Source organism: Shewanella septentrionalis (genome assembly GCF_025370265.1).
Lineage (GTDB): Bacteria > Pseudomonadota > Gammaproteobacteria > Enterobacterales > Shewanellaceae > Shewanella > Shewanella hafniensis.
This window is the reverse complement of record NZ_JAMTCC010000018.1, coordinates 17,760-36,650: the sequence shown is the minus strand read 5'-3', so window position 1 is coordinate 36,650 and position 18,891 is coordinate 17,760. Positions and strand designations below refer to the sequence as shown.

Sequence of the window (18,891 nt, the reverse complement as noted above, 5' to 3'; positions counted from 1 at the left end):
CATGCGGCTTTTTTTAGCGATTCGCGAAGATTAAGACTTAGCGCGTTTCATCGCAGTAAAGAATTCTTCGTTAGTCTTGGTCATAGCCAATTTGTCGATTAAGAATTCCATTGCGCTGACTTCATCCATAGGATTTAAAATCTTACGCAGGATCCACATTTTTTGCAGTTCTTCTTGAGTCGTGAGTTTTTCTTCACGACGCGTACCACTGCGGTTGAAGTCAATGGCTGGGAACACACGCTTTTCTGCCGCTTTACGTGACAGATGTAGCTCTTGGTTACCTGTACCTTTAAATTCTTCGTAGATCACTTCGTCCATCTTAGAACCGGTATCAACCAAGGCTGTGGCGATAATGGTTAAGCTGCCGCCGTGTTCGATGTTACGTGCTGCACCGAAGAAGCGTTTTGGACGGTGCAGGGCGTTCGCATCCACACCACCGGTTAACACTTTGCCCGATGACGGGATAACAGTGTTATAGGCACGGGCTAGACGAGTAATAGAATCGAGTAGGATAACCACGTCTTTCTTGTGCTCAACCAAGCGTTTGGCTTTTTCAATCACCATTTCGGCAACTTGAACGTGACGGCTGGCTGGCTCATCGAAGGTTGATGCGATTACTTCGCCTTTAACGAGGCGTTGCATCTCGGTCACTTCTTCTGGGCGTTCGTCGATCAACAATACCATCAACACCACTTCTGGGTTGTTGTAGCTGATACTCTGAGCAATACCTTGAAGTAATAGCGTTTTACCGGCTTTGGGTGGTGCAACGATCAAACCACGTTGACCTTTACCAATCGGTGAGCATAAATCCAGAATACGTGCGGTAATATCTTCAGTTGAGCCGTTGCCACGCTCCATACGCATACGTTCTTCTGCGTGGAGTGGGGTTAAGTTTTCAAAGAGGATTTTATTACGGGAGTTTTCTGGTTTATCGAAGTTAACTTCGTTGACTTTCAATAGGGCAAAATAACGCTCGCCTTCTTTCGGTGGGCGAATTTTACCAAAAATGGTATCACCCGTTCGCATGTTGAAGCGGCGAATTTGGCTTGGTGAGACATAGATGTCATCTGGACCAGCTAAATAAGAACCGTCTGAGCTGCGTAAGAAGCCGAAACCGTCTTGGAGTATTTCTAATACCCCACCACCGAAAATGTCTTCTCCACTTTTTGCGTGGGCTTTAAGGATTGAGAAAATAATGTCCTGCTTGCGAGCGCGGGCCATATTTTCGAGCTTCATATTTTCAGCTAGCGAGACTAGGTCAGAAATCGGCGTGTCTTTTAATTCAGTTAAGTTCATTTTGGGGGTCTTGTGTTACGCGACAAAGCTTACCGCGATCAATCAGTAAGGATGTAATTCAGGATAGTGATTGACGAGCGAGAAGAGGTTATTAGAAAGAATCTGGTTATTAAAGTAGCACTAACAAAGCGGGGCGTCCAGAAATTTAGGGAAATTCCGGCACAATTAATTTATAGCTTGTGCCGGAGGTCACTCATTACGACATCAAATTAGATTTGCGCGTCGATAAACTCTTTTAATTGCGTTTTTGATAGTGCGCCAACTTTAGTTGCGGCTAATTCGCCGTTCTTGAATAACAGTAAAGTTGGGATGCCACGAACGCCATATTTCGCTGGAGAAACATTGTTTTGGTCAACGTTTAATTTAGCGATAGTTACGCGGCCTGCATATTCTTCAGACACATCGTCTAAAATTGGAGCGATCATTTTACAAGGGCCACACCACTCGGCCCAGAAGTCTACCAATACTGGCAAATCAGACTTTAATACGTCGTTTTCGAAGCTGTCGTCGCTCAGGTATATAATTTTATCGCTCATGATGTTCTCCAGTTTGGGTGCCATTGCTGGTTTGTTAATGGCTTACCATGTATATTGGGGCTGAAAAATAGCTTTTCAAGTTACCTTTTTACAATGTGGCTATTTCAAACGATCGAGTATCTTATTGCAACCTCAACAGGTAAGCTTGCGCTATGAGCGAAACACATCTATCTACCCAAAGGTTTGCCGACCTACCTCTACATCCTGAGGTTAAACAGGCCCTTGCCGAAAATGGCTTCGAATTTTGTACGCCGATCCAGGCGTTATCACTGCCTGTATTACTTCAATCAAAAGATATCGCTGGTCAAGCACAAACGGGCACTGGCAAGACAATGGCCTTTTTGGTCGCCACTTTTAATCACTTATTATCGACTCCCGTACCTGAAGGTCGACTGATTAATCAGCCCCGCGCCATCATTATGGCTCCGACTCGCGAACTGGCGATTCAGATTGCTAAAGATGCGATTTTACTCGCTAAACACACTCACTTAAAGGTGGGTATTGTTTATGGCGGCGAAAGTTACGATGTACAGCGTAAAGTATTAGATCAAGGTGTTGATATCTTGATTGGTACTACGGGTCGAATTATCGACTACGTTCGCCAAGGCATTATCGGTCTGAATTCGATTCAGGCTGTGGTGTTAGATGAAGCCGATCGTATGTTCGATCTAGGTTTTATCAAAGATATCCGCTTCTTGTTTAGACGTATGCCTGAGGCAAATCAACGTCTTAATATGTTATTTTCGGCAACCTTGTCGATGAAAGTGCAAGAGCTGGCTTACGATCATATGAACGAGCCGATTAAAGTCGAAATCGCCCCTGAAGAAAAAACCTCCAAAAACATCAAAGAAGAAATCTTCTATCCTTCGCAAGAAGAGAAGATGCGTTTGTTGTTGACCTTGATTGAAGAAGATTGGCCAGAAAAGGCCATCGTTTTCTCTAACACTAAGCACAGCTGTGAAACGCTTTGGTCTTGGCTTGAAGGTGACGGACATCGCGTGGGTTTGTTAACGGGTGATGTGCCACAGAAAAAACGTATTCGTATCCTTGAGCAGTTTACCAGTGGCCAATTAGATATTTTGGTTGCTACCGATGTCGCGGCTCGTGGTTTACATATTTCTGACGTATCACACGTGTATAACTATGATTTACCTGATGATTGTGAAGACTATGTTCACCGAATTGGTCGTACGGGTCGCGCGGGTAATAAGGGCATGTCAATAAGCTTTGCCTGTGAAGAATATGCGTTGAACTTGCCTGCAATCGAAAGCTATATTAATCATTCGATTCCAGTGAGTAATTACGACAGTGAAGCTTTATTGGCCGATATTCCAACGCCAGCGAAGATCCACCGTAAACACCCGAGCGGCACTCGAAACCTGCGTGATCGTTCTGGGACAAGTCGCCCTGGTGCGCAACGCAGTGGTGCTCGCCCTCCTCGTCATGATAGGACACGTAGACATTCGTAAATGCCAACACCCGCTTATGCCGCTATAACATTAGGCTCAAATAGTTTTAATATGCTGATCGCCAAAACGCGTGGGGGTCAGCCGCATATTATTGCGAAATATAAACGTAAGGTGAGGCTTGCCGAAGGCATAGGCGACGATGGCAACTTAAGCCATGACGTGATGCAGCGCGGCCTCGACTGTTTGAGTATGTTTGCCCAAATGTTGGTGCAACATAAGATTGAAGCACATCATGTGGCTGTGATTGCTACCGCAACCCTTCGCAGCATCAGCAATGCCGATGAGTTTAATCGGCGTGCATTGCCACTCCTTGGTCATCCAATTGAAATCATCTCAGGCATGCGTGAAGCTGAGCTTATCTATCAAGGCATGGTGGCGACCACCTGTGGTCAAGGCCGTCGTTTAGTGATAGATATCGGCGGGGCGAGTACTGAGTTTATTATCGGTGATGGACATCAAGTGTTGTTTAAAACCAGTTTGCCCTTCGGTAGCGTGACTTATAATCGCCAATTTTTTAGTAGCTTACCGCTACAGCAGTTAGATTTCGATGATGCTAAACAGCAAGTGCTAACCGCATTAGCTGAGCATAGACAAACCCTACGCGATCTCGGTTGGCATTGTGTTGTTGGCGCCTCTGGCGCGGTGCAATCTGTGGTTGAAGTACTGCTTCACCGTGGCTTATCTGAGACGATAACGCTCGATATACTCACTCAGTTGAAGGCTGAAATTCTCGCTCAAGAAGACATTAGCTTAACGGGGATCGCTGGACTTTGTAGCGAGCGGGCACCGACTTTTGCAGCGGGTGTCGCTATTTTGTTGGCTTTGTTTGAGTTGCTGGGGATCGAGCATTTAGCCTTATCTGGCGGCGCGTTACGTGAAGGCGTTTTAGTGATGTTAGCTCAGCGAATTATTGACGAAGCGAGCTAATTTTTCTCTGAACGGATAAAAACCAAAGGCCGCTATGCGGCCTTTGTTGTTTGTACTGCGTCGCTTATTTCAATAAATCGGCGAGATCTTTTTCTAAGGAAACGGTTGGGCGCTCTACGATACGGCCAACTTCTTTACCTTGCTGTAGCACAATAAAGGTTGGAATCCGGGTAAAGTCGTATTTGGCAGCTAAGCCTTCGGGATCTGTCTTCGTCCGGTCGACACCTATATAGGTCACTTTAATATTGGGATTGGCGACTTCTTCCATAATACGGATAAAGCGCGGTGTTTCACGGTGACAATCTGGACACCAAGTACCAATGATCACTACAATTTCTGTAGGTTCAGTGACGCTTTTAAGCGGAGTGATTGCCGCAGTGTCGACCTGGTAGCTTTTATACCCTTCGGCAAACTCATTGAGATCTGTGACTAAATGTTGTGCTTCTACTATGCCAGTTAAAATCACTTCTTGTTTCTCCTCGCTGCAGGTCGCAATTAAGCCCTGTTGTTGTTCTTCAAATCCACAGCCACCATTGGCTAGTACCTGACAACTAAAAAATAAGGCGGTAGTGGCTAGGAATGCCTTAACGTTATTGTGCATGATGCGCCCTTAAAATCGAAGAGAAAGAATGAAGCTTGATTCAAACATTATTCTTGATGCGATTAAAGCGGATCATTGATTTGCTGCAAGCTAGATCACGCATTGCTAATATCTATAAGCTTAACGATCACAGGATTGCATGGTTTACGGAGTTAAGACATTGAAAAAGCACATCCCCGAATTGCGATTCGGGGACTGAGCGTATTGAAATAATAAGCTAAATGGCTCGATTACTGGGCGAGAATTTTTTCTAGAATAGGCTTATTAGCGTCGGGGAAGTCGTAATTAACTAAGTCGGCTTTAGTGACCCAAGCGATAAGCTGACCTTCGAGGCCTTGGGCTGTGCCGTTAAACTCTGTGACTGAATTGATATCAAGTAGCACTTGTTTATCGGGATAATCGAAACTCAGCGCCATAAATGGCTGACTATCAGTGACATCGAGCGCGACTTCCTCTTTGAGTTCACGGATCAGCGCTTGAGTGACCGTTTCGCCCGCCTCAACTTTGCCGCCAGGAAATTCCCATTTCCCACCTTGATGTAAATGGTCTGGGCGTTTTGCCAACAGAATTTCACCGGCCGAGTTAGTAATAATGCCGACGGCAACATGGATGCGTTTAGTCATAATATTTATCTATTGAGTAGAGAGTTGGGCAAATTAATCGCTGTGATGGCGTAAGCTGAGCTGTTAGCGCTTCGCATTATTCTTTAAAAAAATCGCCTTCATCGAGATCAAATTCATCAAAAGCTTCGGGATCAAATTCGGCTTTAACCGGAATGACATGCTTTTCTGATGCCCAATCGCCGAGGTCGATGAGCTTACAGCGCTCGCTGCAAAAAGGTTTAAATGCAGATTGTGGAACCCACTCGACAGGGGCTTTGCAGATAGGGCAGTTAACGGTCAATGGCATAATTGTTCTCTTGGTTAACGGCGATACAGCTGCCGCCAATACTAATGTCTTTCAGGCCATTAGTGTAAAGGCTTCATGCACAGGTAGCCAGTAAGAAATCAATCGAACGGTCGGAGTGGCGTTGTTGTTCAAACTGCACAAAATGGATTGCAAAACGGTTTTTATGGCCACTAATCGTAGGATAACACCCGTGGGAGGCATCGACTTTGACTCGCACCAAAGCAAGTGCTTGAGCACTGTCACCCTGATAAAAACCTGCATGGGCAACGGCATTGTCGTAATGGGCCGTGCTGCGGGTGAGTTGGAGCAATAGGGTGATGGGGGTGAGCAAAGGTTCGAAGTGTGCTATCCAAGCGCGGTAGTCTTGTTGTTTTTCTTCCCAAGGTTTAGCTAGCCAATAGTGCAGCTGTGGCAGATCGAAGTTACAGCAGGCGCCCGGCATGCCAAAGCGTTGTCGTAGCGCGGAAATAAATCTGTCTTGCTTTAGTTGGCTGCCGAAGCGGTCGGGCTTTTGCAACGGTTCGCGGGCTCGGGTGAGGGCGTTGATATAAAGGTCGATTTGCTGGTGGTCGACGTGATCTAATTCTTGCCATTTGCTGAGTTGCAGCAAGTGCCGCTCAATGTCTTTTAATACTTCATTACGATAATCACAGCGTTCGGACAATTCACAGAGGGAAAACAACGGATAAAAACATCTATGTTGGTGGTCATTGCTTAGATTACTTTGCAGCTGTTTATCGAGGTATTCGAGCCGCAAGTAGCTGCGAATTTTCTCGTTTAAGGGCTGTTCGTAAACTAATTCAGTCATGGGCGTTATCAGTACCAGAAAGTTGTAAATAGCGCTGATGCAATGCTTGCACCTCTCGTTTTAAGCTTGATATCTCTCCTTGATTATCAATAATGTCGTCTGCTCTGGCGAGTTTCTCGCTGCGACTACATTGGCTACTAATGATGTTATTAACTTGAGATGCATCAACATTGTCACGTTTTACGGTGCGATTTATTTGCAACTCAGGTGAAATATCCACCACTAAAGTCCGATTGACTAACCTATCTAACCCGTTCTCAAATAGCAAGGGCACGACCATAATTACATAGGCAGAGGTCGCTTTTTCTACCTGCGCGAGCATTTCTTGGCGGATCATGGGGTGTAATAGTTGGTTTAGCCATTCGCGCTCTTCAGGATGGCTAAATATCCGCTGCCGCAGCTTGGCGCGATCGAGTTCACCCTCAGGTGTTAATATCTCAGACCCAAAATGGTTAACGATGGCCTCAAGTCCTTTTGAACCTTGAGCGACAACCTCGCGGGCAACGATATCAGCGTCGACTAAGCTAATCCCTTCTGCAGCGAATAAATTGGCAACAGTGGTTTTACCGCTGCCGATGCCACCTGTAAGGCCAACAACAAACTTTGACATAACATACTCCGGATCGCTTTCTGCTTAGTTTGCATGCTCTTACAGTGTCGATAGGTACCAATCGACAATCTGTTGCCCAAATAGCAAGGCTATCCAGCCTGCGGCGGCAATATAGGGGCCAAATGGGATGGGATTACCTTGTTTGAGGCGTTTACTGATAATCATAGTGATGCCAACAACCGCGCCAACGAGGGACGAAAGTAAAATCACCAGCGGCAGCATTTGCCAGCCAAGCCAAGCACCGAAAACGGCTAGCAGTTTAAAGTCACCATAACCCATGCCTTCTTTGCCAGTGAGGATTTTAAATAGCCAAAAAATGAACCACAGGCTCAAATAGCCTGCTGCGGCGCCGATAATGGCATCGGTTGGGCTCGCAAAGGTATGATTTAGATTGATGATCAAGCCTAGCCAAAGTAACGGTAACGTCATTTGGTCGGGGAGCAGCATCTCATCAAGATCGATACCTGTCAGTGCTACAAGCACAAAGGTGAGTATGCTCGCAAAAACAAACTGCCAGCTTGGACCAAAATGCCAAGCTAAAGTCGCGATAAGTAGCCCTGTGACGAATTCAATAATGGGGTAGCGGGCAGAAATAGGTGCGTGACAGGCTGCGCATTTTCCCTTGAGCATTAACCAGCCTAATAGGGGTAAATTATGCCAAGGTTTAATCGCCGTTTTACATTTAGGGCAGGCTGAGCCTGGCACGACAAGATTGTACTTTTCAGGAAAGGCATCAATAGGTTTATTGAGTTTATCAATACCGATTTGTGTGACTATCTCTGAGTGGTATTCCTGCAAATACTGATTACATTCTTGCTGCCATTCCCGTTTCATCATCACAGGAAATCTGTGGATCACTACGTTTAAAAAACTGCCTATGGTAGCGGCAAAAATAAAGCTTAGCGTAATAAAGAGCCAAGGACTCTGGTTTAGAGACTGGCCCAAAAGAGAGATAAATTCATTCATTAGCTGTTCTTGTTATTAACTTTTCTATTATTGAAGTGAAGCTTAGCCTACGACATTTCCCATTTGGAAGATAGGTAGGTACATGCCTACAATTAAACCACCTACAAGTGTCCCGATAACCACCATCATAATAGGCTCGATGAGGCTTGATAAACCATCGACGGCATCATCGACTTGCATTTCATAAATATTGGCGACTTTATTGAGCATATTATCCAGTGATCCAGACTCTTCACCTATCATCACCATTTGGATCAACATATCGGGAAATAGTCCAGTGGTGCGCATAGCCACGTTCATCTGCATACCCGCCATCACTTCTTGGCGTACTTTGAGCAAGGCTTTACGATAAACTGCATTACCCGATGCACCAGCGGCAGATTCCATACCATCGATTAAGGGGACGCCAGCGGCAAATGTTGTGGCTAAGGTGCGTGAAAAGCGTGCCATGGCAGCTTTATGCAAAATATTACCGATAACGGGAATTTTGAGCACCAACTCATCGACTCTATCCCGAACGACTTGTGAATTACGGTGGGCACGTATAAACAACCAAATACTGATGACAATGGCAAAAAAGAAGATATACCAAGAACTTTGTAAAAAACGTGATATGCCAATAATGAACTGGGTAAATGCAGGGAGTTCAGCACCAAAGCTATTAAAAATCTCTTCGAATTGTGGTACCACAAAGAGGAGTAGTAATGTGGTCACTAAAATCGCCACCACCACTACAGCAGCGGGATAAAACATGGCTTTTTTAATTTTAGATTTTAGCTGCTCGGCTTTTTCCCTATAAGTGGCAATACGATCGAATACCGCATCGAGCGAGCCTGAATGCTCTCCTGCCGCGACAAGGTCGACATATAAGTCATCGAAGTAACGTCTATGAGGACGTAGCGAGTCTGAAAGTGGAATGCCCGATTGAATTTCTGATAGCACAGTGCCGAGTAGTTCGCGCATTTTTTGCTTTTCGTGACCCCGACCAAGCATTTCTATGGTGGTCACTAAAGGAACGCCTGCGGCTAACATAGTGGCGATTTGCCGAGTCACCATGGCGATGTCCATGGCCTTAATATCAGGATTGCGTGAGAATAATGGTGAGGCTTTTTTGCGGACAACCTTTGGGTTGACACCTTGCTGTTTAAGCTGACTTTTTATTTCGGCTACGGTAGTCCCCTTTAACTCTCCGCCAGTTTTTTTGCCATCACGATTGAGCCCCTTCCATTCGAAGGTATAGATTTTTGGTTGGCTCTTTTTGTCGTTCTTATTGGCGCGAGGCTTTCTTGCTGTGGTTGCCGTAGCCATAATGTTTCCTAGATAATTCTTATTAAATTAAGGGTATAAGACTATTGATATGATTGTTAAGTATTAAGCATAAATCTTGAAAGTGGTAATTATATTGCTCATTCTTTCTTGTGAGCATGCTGTTCTGTTTAGTCGAAACTCGTGACTCGGTTGACTTCAGCAATACTCGTTACACCGTGGATAACTTTTAATAATCCTGATTGACGCAAATCTCGCATACCTTGCGCTTTAGCTTGGGAGGCGATTTGTAATGAGTTACCGCCTTCCATAATAGTGCGCGCGATTTCATCGGACATCTTCATTACTTCGTAAATACCGACCCGACCTTTGTAGCCGCCGGAGCAATGCTCGCAGCCAACGGGTTTAAAGGTGGTAAAGCCTTGAGTAATTTGTGTTTGGTCAAAACCTAGGCGCAGTAATTCATGCTCGGGGATCACTTCTGCTTGTTTACATTCAGAGCAGAGGCGACGGGCTAAGCGCTGGGCAATAATCAGATTCACAGAGCTAGCTATGTTGTAGCCAGGCACACCCATGTTGATTAAACGGGTTAAGGTTTCGGCGGCCGAGTTTGTGTGTAAGGTCGATAAGACTAAGTGACCCGTTTGTGCCGCTTTAATGGCTATCTCGGCAGTTTCAAGATCGCGAATTTCGCCCACCATCACCACATCGGGATCTTGGCGTAAGAACGAACGCAGTGCGGAGGCGAAGGTGAGACCTGCCTTTAAATTAATGTGAACTTGGTTCACGCCTTCGAGGTTAATCTCCACCGGATCTTCGGCGGTAGATATATTACGCTCTTCGGTATTGAGAATATTTAACCCAGTGTAGAGGGAGACGGTTTTACCAGAACCTGTGGGCCCCGTTACTAAAATCATGCCTTGGGGTTTTGCTAGCATCTCAAGGTAGAGCTTTTCTTGGTCAGGCTCGTAGCCGAGCTTTTCAATGCCTAATTGTGCAGAGGATGAGTCTAAAATCCGCATTACAATCTTTTCACCCCACAGGGTCGGCAGAGTACTAACCCGAAAGTCGATGGACTTAGTGCGGGAAAGTTTCATCTTAATGTGGCCATCTTGTGGCACACGCCGTTCGGCAATATCGAGTTTCGACATCACTTTTAACCGCGCAGATAAACGGCTGGCAAGGCTAACTGGCGGTTCCGATACTTCGTGGAGAATACCGTCAATGCGAAAACGAATACGGTAGCGTTTTTCATAGGGTTCAAAATGTAAATCCGACGCGCCTTTGCGGATGGCATCGGTTAGAATTTTATTGATATAAATAACGATAGGTGCATCGTCGCTGCTATCGCCTGTGGGTTCTTCGTTGCGCCTATCTGTATCGGTAATTTCAATCCCCGCCAGCGCCGCCTCATCCATGCTACTGATATCGAGCCCGGTGATATCTTCTTCGAGGATTTTTTCCAGCGCCTTAGCGAGTTTATCTTCTTCTACCAAAATGGCTTCGGCGTGTAGGCCAGCACTAAATTGGAAATCTTCGAGGGCGGCAATATTGGTTGGGTCGGATGTGCCTATATAGAGGCGATTACCGCGTTTAAACAAGGGTAAACAGCGATGTTTTTCAATCAGCTTTTTATTGAGGAAATCTTCTGGAATGGAGGCAAGATCAAACTCGTTGAGATCTAGTAGTGGTGTACCGTATTCTTCGTAGCATAGTTCGGCGATGGCATGGGCTGAGATCAACTTTTCTTGTACTAAGGTACTCACTAATCCATGTTTATTCTGGCGCGATTTTGTGATGGCATTCGCCATCTGCTCTTCATTTAGCAGACCTTTACGGATAAAGAGGGTAGATAAACCTAAATGAAGGCCTGTTGTAGGCATAATTGGACAAATCCTCAAACTATATAATAAGAGGCCATATTAGCCTCTTATTATAATAGTTATTTACATAAGTATATCTAGCAAAGCCCTAGGGTTAAACAAGTTCCACCCTGAGTCCATTGGATCGGTGCTGTAATTCCATTTGGTGTCAGTGTATATGTAGCACTATCAACTGCCGCAGTTCCTGTTGCGGTAATTACACCATCAGCAATTGTAACACTTGTTACAACTCCAGTCGCACCAACTGCTGCTGGTAATCCCAAAGTGCCCGCATCTGCATCAGCTAGGGCTGCAAATTTACCCGATTGTGCTGATACTTCAAATGCAGTTTTAAAAGCACTCGTAGCTAAAAGGACTTCAGAGAATTTTGCTTTTTTAGTGTAGGTTTGATACGCAGGCAGTGCAATTGCAGCCAAAATGCCGATAATGGCAACGACGATCATCAGTTCGATCAGAGTAAAACCCTGCGCTTTTTTACTTAATACTTTGTTTAAATTCATGGCCTTCATTTTTCTCTCCAGCTAACTATTTAGTAACTTACTATGGTTGCAGTAAGGGGTGAATAGAGTGTTAAACTTAAACACTGTTTTACACTATAAATTGTTTTAACTCGTCAAACCTTATTACTCATTTATGTTAATAAAATCAATTATGTGATCTTATTAACAATAACAGTACACCGATGATCTTGAATGACCCATGTGTAATGACTCATGCTGATTTATTCCAACTTTGCTAAGTTAATATCAAGTTAGCACTTGCTTGAATAAATCATTTCGGTAACCGCACCTTAGGCTAATGTCCCTCAAAATGTGCTTCTCAAAAACGCAGATTAGAGTGCTTTGACAAACATTCCAGTGCTGACCTTAGGTGAGGTTGACCAAACGGCCATCTCGCCTGTGTAAAAGTTAGTACAAAGTTAAGATAAAAGAAACAACTTTTAAGTATAAAGTACTAATAAAGTGTCATTTTTGTATAAAAAAACTGGCTTGTTGGTATGTTGGGTTATAACAAACTTTTGACATTATCAGTTTGACTGGCACTTAAGCTGGCCGAGTCAAATTGCTGGCATGTTAGCGTGATGAGTCAGGGGTTGATGGTGCGGATGTATAGTGACAGGCATAACTTTGGGGCTAGCCTAGTGGAACTCAGAAGAAATGTATCGCTTTATAATAGGTTGAAAGTGAAACGTTCTGTGCTTTCAGCGAACGTTTCACCCTCTAATGAGCGAGTGATTTAAGCTTTCAATCTAAGCGACAAGTCTAGGGCGCGAACATGCTTAGTGAGCGCACCAACTGAGATATAGTCGACACCGGTTTTGGCAAATTCGGCTAAAGTGTCCAAGGTGACATTGCCAGAGACTTCAAGCTTAGCGCCGGCGCCTTTCGCTTTATATTGATTGTTCATTTCAACCGCTTCGACCATTTTAGTGATGTCGAAGTTATCTAACATTATGATATCTGTGCCAGAGTCGAGTGCTAAGGCGAGCTCTTCGAGTGATTCCACTTCGACTTCAACGGGTTTGTTCGGGTACAAGCTGCGGGCGGTATCTACGGCTTGGCGAATGCCACCACAGGCCATAATGTGGTTTTCTTTGATCAAGAAAGCATCATATAAGCCAATACGATGGTTTTTGCCGCCGCCGCAGGTGACAGCATATTTCTGGGCGGTGCGCAGGCCTGGAATGGTTTTGCGAGTATCTAATAGGCGAGTGTGAGTGCCCACCAGTTTATCGACATAATGCTTAGTTAAGGTCGCAACGCCAGACAGGGTTTGGATGAAATTCATTGCCGTGCGTTCGCCAGTGAGAATAGCGCGCGCTGGTCCCGAGAGTTCACACAGTAACTGGTTGGGTAATACCAAATCGCCATCATCCACATGCCAATGCAGTGCGACTTCCCCACCGAGTTGATTAAAAACCTGCTCTGCCCATGCTTTTCCACAAAAAACGCCTTCTTCACGGGTAATAAGGGTGGCTTCAGCGTACTTATCGGCGGGGATCAACATTGCTGTGATATCGCCATAGGCTATGGCTTTAGTGTGTTCGTTGATTTCGATGCCGCCTAAGTCTTCACTAAGGGCGGATTTTACTGATTGACGAATATCGTTTTCTAACATGAGCGGGGTCCTTGCATTCTTTAATTACTGACGACCTACTTGCATCTTAGGTTAAGATTACCACGGCCTTAGGTCTCACGGAACAACGTGGAGGAATGTGCGGCAGGACTCAACCTCTGGCTTATTTAAGTTGGGAGTGAATGGCTTGCTTCATGAGATCAATATTAAAAGATGATGAAGTCAGTCAGTTCCGTGTGCTGGGTTTCTTCTTTGCTTGGCTGAATACTGTTAGAGTAACTCAGTTTATGTGGCATAGAGGATAAGCTCATAATGCGGTTTGAATTGGGTTGGTGTGAGGGTGCAAGGCGTTGTGAGTCACCACATTTTAATCAACGTCCCTTGGGTGAAGTGAGTTTGTTGGTGATCCACAATATTAGCCTGCCAGCAGGTTGCTTTGGATTGCCTTATATTGATCAATTATTTCAAGGGTGCTTAGATACCAATGCCGATGCCAGTTTTGCACAGTTGCAGGGCTTGGAAGTATCGGCGCACTTTTTGATCCGCCGTAATGGCGAGCGTGTGCAGTACGTGAGTTGTAACGACAGGGCTTGGCATGCTGGGGTGTCTCGTTATGGCGAGAGAGAGAATTGTAATGATTTCTCCATTGGTATTGAGCTGGAAGGCACAGATACTGAGCCTTATACGCCTGATCAATATCAGTCACTGACAGCGTTGACGCAAGCACTGTTGGCTGAGTATCCATCGCTGAGTACCGAACGAATTGTGGGTCATTGTGATATTGCGCCAATGCGCAAAACAGACCCTGGGCAAAGTTTTGATTGGGAAAGATATTTAGAGAAGCTAAAGGAATATACTCAGGAGTTGCGCTCTTAGGTTTTTGGATTTTAGACGTATTTCACACAAACCTAGACTATTTATGGACAAATTATAGAGGTACAGCCCATGGCATTATTTTCACTCTTGGTCGCCATTTTAGTGGAGCGACTTAAATTTCTTCCTTCATCATGGCAATTTGATCGTTTATTGCAATCCTACCAAACGACGTTTTTTGGTGATAAAGCCTCACTGACGAGCGTTATGATGGCGCTGGCGTTAGTGCTGCCAGCCTTGTTGGTGTATGTATTGTCTTGGTTAGTGGCGGGGATGTTTTGGGGCTTATTAAGTTTAGCGCTATGGATTGTCGTGGCGGTGGTTTGCTTTAACCATCAGAAACAGCGTGATATTTTCAAGAAGTATATGCAAGCGGCTTGTCGCTCCGATGTGCAAGCTTGTTATCATTATGCCGCTGAGCTTGATTGTAGCGAGTGTTTGGATGCGGTTTCCGAGAAAGACCTTGGCGCCAAAGTGGGTCAAAGTGTTGCTTGGATTAATTATCGTTATTACGGCGCCGTTGCCTTGTTCTTCATTTTTCTGGGGCCAGTCGGTGCTGTGTTGTATTGCACTGTGCGTTTCTATGCCGAAGAAAATGCCCGTAAATCTCTAGAGCTACCCTTAGTCAATGAAGTGATTAGTGTATTGGATTGGTTGCCTAGCCGCATCTTTGCCTTTGGATATGCCTTAAGTGGCCAATTTAGCGAAGGGTTAGCTGCGTGGCGCCATCATGGTTTGACTCTAAATGCCAGTGCTCGCACTGTGGTTGCTGAGACGGCTTTGGCAGCGCAACCTTTACCTGAGGTTGCAAGTGCACCTATATGTGTACAGTCAACCTTGGCATTATTAGTACTGAGTAAACGCAACTTTACACTTATCGTCGCGGTACTGTCACTGCTGACCATTTTTGGGTTGGTGAGTTAAGCAATATCAGCGTCACAACAATAGCTGAATTTGACAGTCTGAGCTAGCATGGCTCAGCTCTGTCAAATGGTCTGACCCCATAGACATTTTTTTCCGCTATGCTCTCTCTTCGTGAGTGCTTTCGATCGAGATCGCTTTTTAGGAATGATCTTCAATCTGGACATCAAAACGCTGATTTGATAAAGTGCGCTCACTCAAAAAAATTGGTAAGACCAATTTACAACGGAGCTGAGCGCCTGATGGCCTATAGTAAAATTAATCAGCCAAAAATTTCTGATGTGATCATGGCGCAATTAGAGCAGATGATCTTAGAGGGCAGTTTGCAGCCCGGTCAGAAGTTACCGCCTGAACGCGAACTGGCGATCCAGTTTGAAGTGTCTCGACCTTCTTTGCGTGAAGCTATCCAAAAGCTTGAGGCAAAAGGACTGTTAATGCGCCGCCAAGGCGGTGGTACTTATGTCAAAGAGCAACTCTGGCAGAGCCTTGCCGATCCTATTGTTGAACTTATGAATTCCGATCCAGAGAGTCAATATGACTTGCTGGAGTTCCGTCATGCTACCGAAGGCATGATGGCTTATTTTGCGGCGCTGCGTGGTACGGACGCCGATATGCAAAATATCAAACGTATGATCCTTGAGGTGGAAGCCGCCACCGATATTGAACAACAAGCCGCCGCCATTGTGCGCTTTTATCGTGCCGTTGCCGAAGCGTCACATAACGTGGCTATGTTACATCTTGTTCTCAGTTTAACCCCTGTGCTGCATAAAAATGTGGCGCAAAACTTGGAGCTTTTAAGCCGCCGCGAAGAAGCTTCTACTATGGCTAACGATCACAGACGGGCCTTGCTCGCTGCCATCGTTCGTCGTGATCCCGAAGCCGCCAGAGAAGCCTCGAATGAACACTTAAGTTACATCGAAGAGGTGATGTTATCTGTGCGGGAAGAAGATAGCCGGTTGCAGCGAAGCTTGCGCCGTTTAAAGAGTGGCGCTTAAGTTCTGTAGTTTAGCTGCCTGCTAAATCGGAATATGCCGCAAACACCATTCATTATCATGTATATAGAGAAGGACAGTGTCATGTCTGAAGATATGCTACAAGACGTAGATCCATTAGAGACTCAGGAATGGGTTGATGCCCTGCAAGCCGTGTTGGAACAGGAAGGCCCAGAGCGCGCGCATTTTTTACTAGAGAAGCTGATCGATAAAGCGCGTCGTAATGGCACTCACTTGCCTTACAATGCCACAACGGCTTACTTGAACACTATCCCAGCGGGTCAAGAGCCTCACATGCCTGGCAACCAAGAGATGGAACGTCGCATTCGCGCCATCATCCGTTGGAACGCTTTGGCTATGGTTCTGCGTGGTTCTAAGAAAGATTTAGAGTTGGGTGGCCATATCTCAAGTTTCGCTTCAAGCGCGACTATCTATGACGTATGTTTTAACCACTTCTTCCGTGCACCGAATGAAAAAGACGGTGGCGATCTCGTGTATTTCCAAGGCCATATCGCCCCTGGTATTTATGCGCGTTCATTCCTAGAAGGTCGTTTAAGCGAAGAGCAACTGGCTAACTTCCGTCAAGAAGTGGATGGCAAGGGTCTGTCTTCATACCCACATCCAAAATTGATGCCGGATTACTGGCAATTCCCAACGGTTTCTATGGGCTTAGGTCCAATCCAAGCCATCTATCAGGCGCGTTTCTTAAAATATCTGACTGACCGCGGTCTGAAAGATTGTTCAGCACAAACTGTTTACTGTTTCTTAGGTGACGGTGAGTGTGACGAGCCAGAAGCCTTAGGTGCGATCGGTTTAGCAGCCCGTGAAGAATTAGATAACTTAGTCTTCATTGTTAACTGTAACTTACAGCGACTTGACGGCCCTGTACGTGGTAACGGTAAGATCATCCAAGAACTTGAAGGCGAATTCCGCGGCGCAGGCTGGGAAGTCGTGAAAGTGATTTGGGGTCGTTACTGGGATCCATTATTGGCCCGTGACACCAGTGGTAAACTGCTGCAGTTAATGGAAGAAACCGTTGACGGAGAATACCAAAACTGTAAAGCCAAAGGTGGCGCTTATACACGCGAACACTTCTTTGGTAAGTATCCTGAAACGGCCGAAATGGTTGCGAACATGTCAGATGATGACATTTGGCGCTTAAACCGCGGCGGTCATGATCCAGTTAAAGTTTACGCTGCACTGGAACATGCACAAAAAACCAAAGGCCGTCCAACGGTTATCCTAGCGAAAACCGTTAAAGGTTACGGCTTAGGTGATGCGGGTGAAGGTAAAAACATCGCGCACAACGTGAAGAAGATGGGCGTTGAGTCTATCCGTTACTTCCGCGATCGTTTCAATATCCCAATTCCTGATGACCAGTTAGAAGATCTGCCTTTCTATCACCCAGGTCCAGATTCTGAAGAAGTGAAGTACATGATGAGCCGTCGTGAAGCGCTGCATGGTAGCGTGCCACAACGTCGTCAAAAGTTCACTGAAGAGATGGAAGTGCCGTCACTGAAGATTTTCGATTCGATTTTACAGGGCTCAAACGGCCGTGAAATTTCATCGACTATGGCGTTCGTTCGCGTGCTGACAGCATTGCTGAAAGACAAGAAAATTGGCAAAAACATTGTGCCAATTATTCCTGACGAAGCCCGTACTTTCGGTATGGAAGGTCTGTTCCGTCAAGTGGGTATTTATGCTCACGAAGGCCAAAAATACGTACCGCAAGACTCTGACCAAGTGGCTTATTATCGTGAAGATAAAACCGGTCAAGTATTGCAAGAAGGGATTAACGAACTCGGTGCTATGTCTTCATGGGTATCGGCAGCGACAAGCTACTCTGTCAACGATACACCTATGATCCCGTTCTACATCTACTACTCAATGTTCGGTTTCCAACGTATTGGCGACATGGCTTGGGCAGCGGGTGATATGCGTGCTCGTGGTTTCTTAGTCGGTGGTACTTCAGGTCGTACAACGCTTAACGGCGAAGGTTTACAGCATCAAGATGGTCACAGCCACGTATTGGCGAACACTATCCCTAACTGTATTTCTTACGATCCAACCTACGGCTACGAAATTGCCGTTGTGGTACAAGATGGTATCCGTCGTATGTACGGCGAGAATCAAGAAGATATCTTCTACTACTTGACCACAATGAACGAAAACTATGAGCAACCAGCCATGCCAGAAGGCGCGGAAGTGGGCATAGTGAAAGGTATCTATAAGTTAGAAACGGTTGCGGGCTCAGGTAAAGGCAAAGTTCAGTTAATGAGCTGTGGCACTATCCTTGAACAAACCCGTAAAGCGGCGCAAGCACTGGCGAAAGACTTCGGTATTACTGCCGACGTATTTAGCGTAACTAGCTTCAACGAATTGACTCGCGATGGTCAAGCCGCTGAACGTTGGAACATGCTGCACCCAACCGAAACGCCAAAACAAGCCTATATCAGCCAAGTGATTTCAAGTGATGCACCTGCAATCGTAGCGACTGACTATATGAAGATTTACGGCGAACAGTTACGTGCTTATATTCCTACCGATTACAAAGTGTTAGGTACTGACGGTTTCGGTCGTTCAGACAGCCGCGAGAATCTGCGTCACCACTTCGAAGTGGACGCTAAGTTCATCGTTATTGCGGCACTGAAATCACTGGTTGATCGCAAAGAGCTGCCTGTCGATGTGTTAGCAAAAGCCATTAAAGAATATGGTATCGACGCTGACAAGATCAATCCACAGTACGCGTAAGAGGCAA

The 18,891-nt window shown here is 45.6% G+C and carries 18 protein-coding genes; 6 read left to right on the top strand and 12 right to left on the bottom strand.

Annotation, left to right across the window (positions count from 1 at the left end; translation table 11 throughout):
• Positions 1 to 30: 30 nt before the first annotated feature.
• Together rho and trxA are read right to left on the bottom strand one after the other, a co-directional pair.
• Positions 31 to 1,296 carry a transcription termination factor Rho gene (gene rho / locus NE536_RS11860; RefSeq protein WP_006083361.1) on the bottom strand — a complete coding sequence of 422 codons (1,266 nt, stop codon included), beginning with the start codon at positions 1,294 to 1,296 and terminating at the stop codon, positions 31 to 33.
• Positions 1,297 to 1,505: 209 nt separating this feature from the next.
• Positions 1,506 to 1,832: a thioredoxin TrxA gene (gene trxA, locus NE536_RS11855; protein WP_006083360.1), complete on the bottom strand. Its 327-nt coding sequence runs from the start codon at positions 1,830 to 1,832 to the stop codon at positions 1,506 to 1,508.
• Between the two features lie 152 nt (positions 1,833 to 1,984).
• Here trxA and rhlB point away from each other — a divergent pair, with 152 nt between their 5' ends.
• Positions 1,985 to 3,301, top strand: a complete 1,317-nt coding sequence (gene rhlB, locus NE536_RS11850; RefSeq protein WP_261272806.1) for an ATP-dependent RNA helicase RhlB — start codon at positions 1,985 to 1,987, stop codon at positions 3,299 to 3,301.
• Positions 3,302 to 4,228 (top strand): Ppx/GppA phosphatase family protein, encoded by a 927-nt coding sequence (locus NE536_RS11845; RefSeq protein WP_261272805.1) that lies wholly within the window; start codon positions 3,302 to 3,304, stop codon positions 4,226 to 4,228.
• 64 nt (positions 4,229 to 4,292) lie between these two features.
• On the opposite strand, the gene NE536_RS11840 is transcribed toward NE536_RS11845, so the two are convergent.
• From NE536_RS11840 to nadC, 10 genes are all read right to left on the bottom strand, one after another.
• Entirely contained in the window at positions 4,293 to 4,829 is a 537-nt protein-coding gene (locus NE536_RS11840; RefSeq protein ID WP_261272804.1) for a thioredoxin family protein, read from the bottom strand.
• Between the two features lie 230 nt (positions 4,830 to 5,059).
• A complete protein-coding gene (mutT, locus tag NE536_RS11835; RefSeq protein ID WP_261272803.1) occupies positions 5,060 to 5,452 on the bottom strand; it encodes an 8-oxo-dGTP diphosphatase MutT in 393 nt (130 codons plus the stop codon).
• A 76-nt stretch (positions 5,453 to 5,528) separates the two neighbouring features.
• A complete protein-coding gene (gene yacG / locus NE536_RS11830; RefSeq protein WP_006083355.1) occupies positions 5,529 to 5,738 on the bottom strand; it encodes a DNA gyrase inhibitor YacG in 210 nt (69 codons plus the stop codon).
• 73 nt (positions 5,739 to 5,811) lie between these two features.
• Entirely contained in the window at positions 5,812 to 6,546 is a 735-nt protein-coding gene (gene zapD, locus NE536_RS11825; RefSeq protein WP_261272802.1) for a cell division protein ZapD, read from the bottom strand.
• Positions 6,539 to 7,156 (bottom strand): dephospho-CoA kinase, encoded by a 618-nt coding sequence (coaE, locus tag NE536_RS11820; protein ID WP_261272801.1) that lies wholly within the window; start codon positions 7,154 to 7,156, stop codon positions 6,539 to 6,541. The genes zapD and coaE overlap by 8 nt, the downstream gene beginning before the upstream one ends.
• Positions 7,157 to 7,195: 39 nt before the next feature.
• On the bottom strand, positions 7,196 to 8,122 hold the full coding sequence (locus NE536_RS11815; protein ID WP_261272800.1) for a prepilin peptidase: 927 nt from the start codon (positions 8,120 to 8,122) through the stop codon (positions 7,196 to 7,198).
• 42 nt (positions 8,123 to 8,164) lie between these two features.
• A complete protein-coding gene (locus NE536_RS11810) occupies positions 8,165 to 9,430 on the bottom strand; it encodes a type II secretion system F family protein (RefSeq protein ID WP_261272799.1) in 1,266 nt (421 codons plus the stop codon).
• A 128-nt stretch (positions 9,431 to 9,558) separates the two neighbouring features.
• Positions 9,559 to 11,271: a type IV-A pilus assembly ATPase PilB gene (gene pilB, locus NE536_RS11805; protein WP_261272798.1), complete on the bottom strand. Its 1,713-nt coding sequence runs from the start codon at positions 11,269 to 11,271 to the stop codon at positions 9,559 to 9,561.
• A gap of 77 nt (positions 11,272 to 11,348) precedes the next feature.
• Positions 11,349 to 11,780 carry a pilin gene (locus NE536_RS11800; protein WP_425347534.1) on the bottom strand — a complete coding sequence of 144 codons (432 nt, stop codon included), beginning with the start codon at positions 11,778 to 11,780 and terminating at the stop codon, positions 11,349 to 11,351.
• A 727-nt stretch (positions 11,781 to 12,507) separates the two neighbouring features.
• A complete protein-coding gene (nadC, locus tag NE536_RS11795; protein WP_261272797.1) occupies positions 12,508 to 13,389 on the bottom strand; it encodes a carboxylating nicotinate-nucleotide diphosphorylase in 882 nt (293 codons plus the stop codon).
• 270 nt (positions 13,390 to 13,659) lie between these two features.
• On the opposite strand from nadC, the gene ampD reads away from it, so the two are divergent.
• The 4 genes from ampD to aceE all read left to right on the top strand — a co-directional run bounded on the left by ampD (position 13,660) and on the right by aceE (position 18,884).
• Entirely contained in the window at positions 13,660 to 14,223 is a 564-nt protein-coding gene (gene ampD / locus NE536_RS11790; RefSeq protein WP_261272796.1) for a 1,6-anhydro-N-acetylmuramyl-L-alanine amidase AmpD, read from the top strand.
• 69 nt (positions 14,224 to 14,292) lie between these two features.
• Positions 14,293 to 15,144, top strand: coding sequence for a beta-lactamase regulator AmpE (ampE, locus tag NE536_RS11785; RefSeq protein ID WP_115333756.1), 852 nt, complete (start codon positions 14,293 to 14,295; stop codon positions 15,142 to 15,144).
• 239 nt (positions 15,145 to 15,383) lie between these two features.
• The gene (gene pdhR, locus NE536_RS11780) at positions 15,384 to 16,136 is read left to right on the top strand and encodes a pyruvate dehydrogenase complex transcriptional repressor PdhR (protein WP_220591285.1); all 753 of its coding nucleotides are present in this window, start codon (positions 15,384 to 15,386) and stop codon (positions 16,134 to 16,136) included.
• A gap of 81 nt (positions 16,137 to 16,217) precedes the next feature.
• Positions 16,218 to 18,884 (top strand): pyruvate dehydrogenase (acetyl-transferring), homodimeric type, encoded by a 2,667-nt coding sequence (gene aceE, locus NE536_RS11775; RefSeq protein ID WP_006083344.1) that lies wholly within the window; start codon positions 16,218 to 16,220, stop codon positions 18,882 to 18,884.
• Positions 18,885 to 18,891: the final 7 nt, after the last annotated feature.

Coding starts and splice junctions, on each gene's coding strand:
- rho (WP_006083361.1), bottom strand. CDS start 1,296: ATGAACTTAACTGAATTAAAAGACACGCCGATTTCTGACCTAGTCTCG.
- trxA (WP_006083360.1), bottom strand. CDS start 1,832: ATGAGCGATAAAATTATATACCTGAGCGACGACAGCTTCGAAAACGAC.
- rhlB (WP_261272806.1), top strand. CDS start 1,985: ATGAGCGAAACACATCTATCTACCCAAAGGTTTGCCGACCTACCTCTA.
- NE536_RS11845 (WP_261272805.1), top strand. CDS start 3,302: ATGCCAACACCCGCTTATGCCGCTATAACATTAGGCTCAAATAGTTTT.
- NE536_RS11840 (WP_261272804.1), bottom strand. CDS start 4,829: ATGCACAATAACGTTAAGGCATTCCTAGCCACTACCGCCTTATTTTTT.
- mutT (WP_261272803.1), bottom strand. CDS start 5,452: ATGACTAAACGCATCCATGTTGCCGTCGGCATTATTACTAACTCGGCC.
- yacG (WP_006083355.1), bottom strand. CDS start 5,738: ATGCCATTGACCGTTAACTGCCCTATCTGCAAAGCCCCTGTCGAGTGG.
- zapD (WP_261272802.1), bottom strand. CDS start 6,546: ATGACTGAATTAGTTTACGAACAGCCCTTAAACGAGAAAATTCGCAGC.
- coaE (WP_261272801.1), bottom strand. CDS start 7,156: ATGTCAAAGTTTGTTGTTGGCCTTACAGGTGGCATCGGCAGCGGTAAA.
- NE536_RS11815 (WP_261272800.1), bottom strand. CDS start 8,122: ATGAATGAATTTATCTCTCTTTTGGGCCAGTCTCTAAACCAGAGTCCT.
- NE536_RS11810 (WP_261272799.1), bottom strand. CDS start 9,430: ATGGCTACGGCAACCACAGCAAGAAAGCCTCGCGCCAATAAGAACGAC.
- pilB (WP_261272798.1), bottom strand. CDS start 11,271: ATGCCTACAACAGGCCTTCATTTAGGTTTATCTACCCTCTTTATCCGT.
- NE536_RS11800 (WP_425347534.1), bottom strand. CDS start 11,780: ATGAAGGCCATGAATTTAAACAAAGTATTAAGTAAAAAAGCGCAGGGT.
- nadC (WP_261272797.1), bottom strand. CDS start 13,389: ATGTTAGAAAACGATATTCGTCAATCAGTAAAATCCGCCCTTAGTGAA.
- ampD (WP_261272796.1), top strand. CDS start 13,660: ATGCGGTTTGAATTGGGTTGGTGTGAGGGTGCAAGGCGTTGTGAGTCA.
- ampE (WP_115333756.1), top strand. CDS start 14,293: ATGGCATTATTTTCACTCTTGGTCGCCATTTTAGTGGAGCGACTTAAA.
- pdhR (WP_220591285.1), top strand. CDS start 15,384: ATGGCCTATAGTAAAATTAATCAGCCAAAAATTTCTGATGTGATCATG.
- aceE (WP_006083344.1), top strand. CDS start 16,218: ATGTCTGAAGATATGCTACAAGACGTAGATCCATTAGAGACTCAGGAA.